This is a genomic window from Isoptericola sp. NPDC060185 (assembly GCF_042728595.1).
In the GTDB taxonomy this organism is placed as follows: domain Bacteria; phylum Actinomycetota; class Actinomycetes; order Actinomycetales; family Cellulomonadaceae; genus Isoptericola.
On record NZ_JBHWYY010000126.1, the window covers coordinates 1 to 6,122 of the forward strand.

General features: G+C 73.8%; 6 protein-coding genes. 4 read left to right on the forward strand and 2 right to left on the reverse strand.

All coding sequences use genetic code 11. The features are described 5' to 3' along the window. Nucleotides 1-53: 53 nt before the first annotated feature. Complete coding sequence (locus ACFWDO_RS20900) at nt 54-257, reverse strand: cold-shock protein (protein WP_079576569.1); 204 nt, start codon at nt 255-257, stop codon at nt 54-56. 268 nt (nt 258-525) lie between these two features. Here ACFWDO_RS20900 and ACFWDO_RS20905 point away from each other — a divergent pair, with 268 nt between their 5' ends. Further along, nucleotides 526-1,380 (forward strand): aldo/keto reductase, encoded by an 855-nt coding sequence (locus ACFWDO_RS20905; RefSeq protein WP_380327168.1) that lies wholly within the window; start codon nt 526-528, stop codon nt 1,378-1,380. A 243-nt stretch (nt 1,381-1,623) separates the two neighbouring features. Next, nucleotides 1,624-2,898, forward strand: coding sequence for an ABC transporter substrate-binding protein (locus ACFWDO_RS20910; RefSeq protein WP_380326740.1), 1,275 nt, complete (start codon nt 1,624-1,626; stop codon nt 2,896-2,898). 85 nt (nt 2,899-2,983) lie between these two features. Here the strand turns inward: ACFWDO_RS20910 and ACFWDO_RS20915 are convergent, their stop codons facing one another. Continuing rightward, nucleotides 2,984-4,087, reverse strand: a complete 1,104-nt coding sequence (locus ACFWDO_RS20915) for a pectin acetylesterase-family hydrolase (protein ID WP_380326743.1) — start codon at nt 4,085-4,087, stop codon at nt 2,984-2,986. A gap of 113 nt (nt 4,088-4,200) precedes the next feature. On the opposite strand from ACFWDO_RS20915, the gene ACFWDO_RS20920 reads away from it, so the two are divergent. Together ACFWDO_RS20920 and ACFWDO_RS20925 are read left to right on the forward strand one after the other, a co-directional pair. Next, nucleotides 4,201-5,472, forward strand: coding sequence for a sensor histidine kinase (locus ACFWDO_RS20920; RefSeq protein WP_380326746.1), 1,272 nt, complete (start codon nt 4,201-4,203; stop codon nt 5,470-5,472). Then, a partial coding sequence (locus ACFWDO_RS20925) for a response regulator (protein ID WP_380347155.1) occupies nt 5,469-6,122 on the forward strand: 654 nt, incomplete at its 3' end. The genes ACFWDO_RS20920 and ACFWDO_RS20925, both read left to right, overlap by 4 nt.

Below are 6,122 nucleotides of genomic sequence, written 5' to 3' on the forward strand. Positions count from 1 at the left end.
GGGTGCGGGCCGTGCGACTCACGCGGCCGGCGTCAGCCGGCCGGGCGGTGAGATCAGAGCGGGCGGACGTTCTCCGCCTGCGGGCCCTTCGGGCCCTGCGTCACGTCGAACTCGACGCGCTGCTCCTCGTCCAGGGAACGGTAGCCCTGGGACTGGATCGCGGAGAAGTGGACGAACACGTCGGCCGAGCCGTCCTCGGGGGCGATGAAGCCGTAGCCCTTCTCGCTGTTGAACCACTTCACGGTTCCGGTGGCCATGCTTACTCCTTCAAGAGGTGTCGACGACCTCGACCGTCGAGATCGCGCATCACGGTGAATCGTCGTCAACTCTTGAGACCAAGGTCCGCCGGGCGAGAGCGTCAGTCCTGACGACGCGACCGCCGTGGCGCGGACGGAGACCGTCCGGATCGAGCGAGGCACTGCAACGGGCACAACGGTACGCGAGCACGAGCACGGGCACCAGTGTTCACGCACAGGTGGTCCACAGGGTGGGCGCACCGGTGGACGGGGCCGATAGAAAGGAGTCATGACCACCTCTTCCGTCCCCTCCCTGTCCCTGCCCGGTGGCGTCCGGATCCCGCAGCTCGGCCTCGGCGTCTTCCAGGTGCCCGACGACGGCACCCAGGCCAACGTCGAGCAGGCCCTCGAGCTCGGCTACCGGCACGTGGACACCGCCGCGGCCTACTACAACGAGGCCGGCGTCGGCGCCGCGCTCCGCGCGTCCGGTCTGCCGCGCGAGGACCTGTTCGTCACCACCAAGCTCCGCAACGGGGACCAGGGGTACGAGCGGGCGCTGCGCGCGTTCGAGGACTCCCGTCGGGCCCTCGGCGTCGACCAGGTGGACCTCTACCTGATCCACTGGCCGGTGCCGAGCGCCGATCTTTACGTGGAGACGTGGCGCGCGTTCGAGAAGCTCCTCGCCGACGGCGCCGTGCGTGCCATCGGCGTCTCGAACTTCCTGGTGGAGCACCTGGACCGGCTGGTCGCCGAGACGGACGTCGTGCCCGCTGTGAACCAGATCGAGGTGCATCCCACGTTCCAGCAGGCGGCGCTGCAGCAGCACTGCCGGGACCTCGGCATCGCCGTCGAGGCGTACTCCCCGCTCGGCCGCGGCGCCGACCTCGACGCGCCCGCGGTCGTCGCGGCGGCCACGGAGCTGGGGGTCACGCCGGCGCAGGTCGTGCTGCGCTGGGCCGTGCAGCAGGGCCGCGTCGTCATCCCCAAGTCGCTGTCCGTGGCGCGCCAGGCCACCAACCTGGACGTCTTCTCCTTCGAGCTCTCGCCCGCGCAGGTCGCGTCGATCGACGCGCTGGAGGCGGGCGTGGCGGGGCGTACGGGCGCGGACCCGGCCACCGCGGCGTTCACGCAGATGCGCGACTGACGCTCGGCCTGGAGGCAGGACGACCCGCGCGACGGCGGCCGTCCCGGTGGGTGCACCGGGGCGGGCGCCCCCAACCTGACCGGCGCCGTTCGCCGGGGCTAGTGTGACGCAGATAACAGGTTTGTCACGATCCGCAGGGAGTGACCCGCGCGACACGTCGCGGACATACATTCTCGCTACGTTCAGCGGCACTGAATGCGGTGTTGAGCCCGCGAACGTCCCACCTCCAAAAGGGGATACAGCATGATCCGACGAACCACGGTCGCCAGGGGCCTCGCCCTCGCGGCAGTTCTCAGCCTGGGCCTCACGGCGTGCGGCTCCTCCGACGGCGGAGGGGACGAAGGCGGCTCCTCCGACCCGCTGAAGATCGGCACGATCCTCCCGGTCACCGGCACCCTCGCGTTCCTCGGCCCGCCGGAGATCGCCGGCGTCGGCCTCGCCATCGAGGACATCAACAAGGCCGGGGGCGTCCTCGGCAACGACGTGAAGGTCGAGTGGGGCGACTCGGGCGACAGCACCGACCTCTCGGTGGCCAAGAGCACCGCCACCGACCTGATCAGCAAGGGCGTGTCCGTCGCGATCGGCGCGGCGTCCTCCGCCGTCACCCTCGGCGTCGTCGACCAGTTCGAAGAGGCCGGGGTCATGGAGATCTCGCCGGCCAACACGGCCCAGGACCTCTCCGGCTACGGCGACTTCTTCGCCCGCACCGCCCCGCCGGACACCGTCCAGGGCGCGGCCCACGGCTCGCTCATCCTCGACGACGGCCACTGCAAGGTCGGCTTCCTCGTGCAGAACGAGGCGTACGGCACGGGCCTGCGCGACGTCATCGAGGAGACGCTCAAGAAGGACGGCTGCGAGGCGGTCTACGGCGGCAAGGGCGCCGGCAACGAGTTCGCCCCGGGCGAGACCAACTTCGGCGCCCAGGTGACCGACCTCCTCGCCCAGAAGCCCGACGCCATCTCGATCGTCGCGTTCGAGGAGACCGTCGCCATCGTCAACGAGCTCGTCGCGCAGGGCTGGGACTTCAAGGGCAACACGTACTTCGTGGACGGCAACCTCTCCAACTACGGCGACAAGTTCGACAAGGGCACCCTCGAGGGCGTCCAGGGCACGCTGCCCGGCGCGCAGGCGGACGACGCCTTCCGCGAGCAGCTCAAGACCTGGTACAGCGCCAACGAGAAGGGCGAGCTCGAGGACTTCTCGTACTCGGCCGAGTCGTACGACGCCACCGTCCTCGCCGCCCTCGCGGCCGTGAAGGGCAAGGGCACCGACGGCGAGACCATCTCGAAGAACATCCGCGCGGTCTCCGGTGCCAACGGCGGCACGGAGGTGAAGACGTTCGCCGACGGCGTCAAGGCGCTCGAGGCGGGCGAGGACATCAACTACGTCGGCAAGTCCGGTATCGGGCCGCTCAACGAGTCGAACGACCCGACGTCCGCCTTCATCGGCATCTACAAGTACGGCGCCGACAACACCTACACCTTCCAGAAGCAGATCGAGGGCAAGATCGAGGAGTGATCCTCGCTCGTTGACCTCGGTCACCCACGACGGTCCGGCCGCTCCCCGCGAGCGTCCGGGCCGTCGTCGTACGCCGCGGCCGGGGCTACGGGGCGGCAGCGCAGTCCGTGCAGCGGACGTCGGCGGGCGGGTCGTCTCCGACGAGCTCGGCGATCCAGTCGACCAGGCGGACGCCGTCGACGCGGGTGGAGTAGAACGCGTCGAGCTCGAAGATCCCGTGTCCCGCCCCCGGCGCGGTGTAGCTGTGCACGGGCACGCCGGCGGCCTCGATCCGTGCCTCGTTCGCGTCGATCTGCGCGAGGAGGTCGGGCGGGTCGCCGGGGATCCAGCGGGCCACCTCGGACGACGCGTGGGGGTCGTACGCGTAGTCGAAGCGGCCCAGCACGAGGTCGGGGTCGTGGTGGCCCGCCTGCACCCAGAAGGCGGGGGGACCCCACGCGCGGGCGGCGAGCCCGTCGACCGCCCACTGCGGCGCGGCGTCGAAGGCACCCCAGCGCGCGTCCAGCACGCTCTCGTCGAGGCCGGGGTGGTCGGGCCAGGCGCCGGACTGCGCGCCGAGGACGGTCACCCGGGCATCGGGCAGCAGGTCGGCGACCATCCCGCCGTAGAGCGGCGCGGCCACCGACCCCGCGGTCTTGCCGATGACGACGACGTCCGTGGCGTCGGGGTACGTCGCGGCGAGGTGGTCGAGCGCGGCGCGGCCGTTGACGGCGCCCCGGTGCTCCACGGAGAGGCCGCCCCCGTAGTCGCCGGTCGTGTCGCCCAGGTGCGCGTCGCCGGTGCAGGAGCTGACGTAGACGAAGGACCAGTCGCGGAACGGGTTGTCCTTGCGGGTGACGTCGAACATCCCGCTGCGGTTCTCCGGCTCCGTGCCCCGGACGCTCCAGTCGTAGACGTCGCTCTCGCCGTGCTCGCCCGTGAGCGCGCAGGTCGCGGCGTCCCAGCACACCCCGCCGCCGTTGAGGAAGAGGACGACCCGCTTCGTGTCCGCCCGGCGTTGCCAGAACTGGAACGGGCTGCCGTCGGCGCAGCGGCACCCGGCGGGCGCGGCGACCGTGTCCCACTCCAGCCCGGGTGCGGGGGTGCAGGCGCCGAGCGCGGCCGCGAGCGCGACGGCGAGGACCGGGACGCCGGCGGCTCGCCGACGCCGGGAGCGACGGGTGAGGCGGGTGAGACGGGTCGGAGTCATGCGTCCAGGCTGGGCGGCGCCGGCCCCGCGGCGCACCCGTCCGTGGTCGGGTCTCGAACCCCGACCTGCGACGGGTGTCCGGCGGCGTGGCCCCGGCCTACTCTGTGGAGGCCATGAACACTCCCGGGGAGGCCCGACGGAGCGCCCTGCGCAGCCCGTGGTTCCAGGACGCCGGCCTGGCAGCGCTGCTGCTGGCCGGCACCGCCGTGGTCGCCGACCCTGCACCGGGGACGGCCGTCGTCTGGTGGGCGGCGACCGCCGTCGGCGTCGCGGCCGTGGTCCTGCGGCGGCGGTGGCCTGTGCCGGCCTTCACCGCGGCGCTGCTCGCCGCCGTGGCGCGGATGGCGCTGGGAGCCGGCCCGGCTCCGGCCGACGTCGCCGTGCTGGTCACGGTCGCGACCGTCGCGGTGCTGCGCCCCCGGCGGGTCTCGCTCGTCGCGCTGGGCGCAGGGCTCGCGGTGGTGACGGCCTGGTCGCTCGTCGTCGCGTCGGCCGGTGGGGGCGGCGGGTTCGGCGCGGGCGGGGAGACGCTCGGCGCGGGCGGCGCGCCGGCGCCGTCGTCGTGGGGCGGTCCCGCGGTGCTCGGCCCCCTGCTGGCGGCATCGTGGGCGCTCGGCTGGGGCGTGCGGTCCCGCCGCGCCTACCTCGCAGAGCTCGAGGCACGGGCGCGCGACCTGGAGCGCGAGCGCGACCAGCGGGCCGCCCTCGCCGTCGCGGCGGAGCGCGCCCGCCTCACCCGCGAGATGCACGACGTCGTCGCGCACGGCCTCGCCGTCATCGTCATGCAGGCGCAGGGCGGGGCGGCGGCGTTCGAACGGCGTCCCGCCGACACCCTGGCGGCCCTGGACGCCATCGTCGCGACCGGCCGCGCCTCCCTGGCGGACATGCGGCAGGCGCTGGCGCCGGACGACGGACGCGACGACCGGCCGGACGACCGGCCGGACCGCGGCCCGGCCTCGGAGCCCGGGCTGGCGGACCTGGCCGGCCTCGTCGACCGGGTGCGGCAGGCAGGCACGCCCGTCGCGCTCCACGTCGAGGGCGCACCGCGCCCCCTCGCGGCCGCGGTGGACGCCGCGGCGTTCCGGATCCTCCAGGAGTCGCTGACCAACGTCATGCGGCACGCCGGGCCTGCGGCGTCCGCCCAGGTGCTGGTGTCGTACGACGACGGCGCGCTGACCCTCGAGGTGAGCGACGACGGGCCGGACCGGGCCGACGACCGGGGCGAGCGCGACCACGGCGGGAACGGGCTGCGGGGCATGCGTGAGCGCGCCGCGCTGCTGGGAGGCGAGGTGTCCGCGGGGCCGGGCCCGCGCCGGGGCTTCGCCGTGCGCGCCCGCCTGCCGCTCGACCCCGCGGTGCCCTGGGCGCGGGAGGTGGCGCCGTGACGCGGGTGCTCGTCGCGGACGACCAGGCCCTGATCCGGGCGGGTCTGCGGATGATCCTGGAGAACGCCGACGACATGGAGGTCGTCGGCGAGGCCGACGACGGCGCCGCCGCGGCCGACCTGGCCGCCGAGACCCGTCCCGACGTCGTGCTGATGGACGTCCGGATGCCGGGTGTCGACGGGCTGGAGGGCACGCGGCGCATCTGCGCCGGGCCACCGGACGGCCCGCGCGTCCTGGTGCTCACGACGTTCGACCTCGACGAGTACGTGTATGCGGCGCTCCGGGCCGGCGCGGGCGGCTTCCTCCTCAAGGACGCGCTCGCCGCCGACCTGCTCTCGGCGATCCGGGCCGTGGCGCGCGGGGACGCGATCGTGGCGCCGCCGATCACGCGGCGGCTCATCGAGCGGCACATCGGCACGTCGGGCGACCCGCTGCCCCGCACCGCGGCGGAGCTCGACCTCCTCACCGCGCGCGAGCGCGAGGTGCTGGGGCTGGTGGCGCGGGGGCTGTCCAACGCGGAGGTCGCGGGCCGGCTGTTCGTCACCGAGGCCACCGTGAAGGGCCATGTCAGCGCCGTGCTGGCGAAGCTCGGGCTGCGCGACCGCGTGCAGGCGGTGATCTTCTCCTACGAGTGCGGGCTGGTCCGCGCG

Coding starts and splice junctions, on each gene's coding strand:
- ACFWDO_RS20900 (WP_079576569.1), bottom strand. CDS start 257: ATGGCCACCGGAACCGTGAAGTGGTTCAACAGCGAGAAGGGCTACGGC.
- ACFWDO_RS20905 (WP_380327168.1), top strand. CDS start 526: ATGACCACCTCTTCCGTCCCCTCCCTGTCCCTGCCCGGTGGCGTCCGG.
- ACFWDO_RS20910 (WP_380326740.1), top strand. CDS start 1,624: ATGATCCGACGAACCACGGTCGCCAGGGGCCTCGCCCTCGCGGCAGTT.
- ACFWDO_RS20915 (WP_380326743.1), bottom strand. CDS start 4,087: ATGACTCCGACCCGTCTCACCCGCCTCACCCGTCGCTCCCGGCGTCGG.
- ACFWDO_RS20920 (WP_380326746.1), top strand. CDS start 4,201: ATGAACACTCCCGGGGAGGCCCGACGGAGCGCCCTGCGCAGCCCGTGG.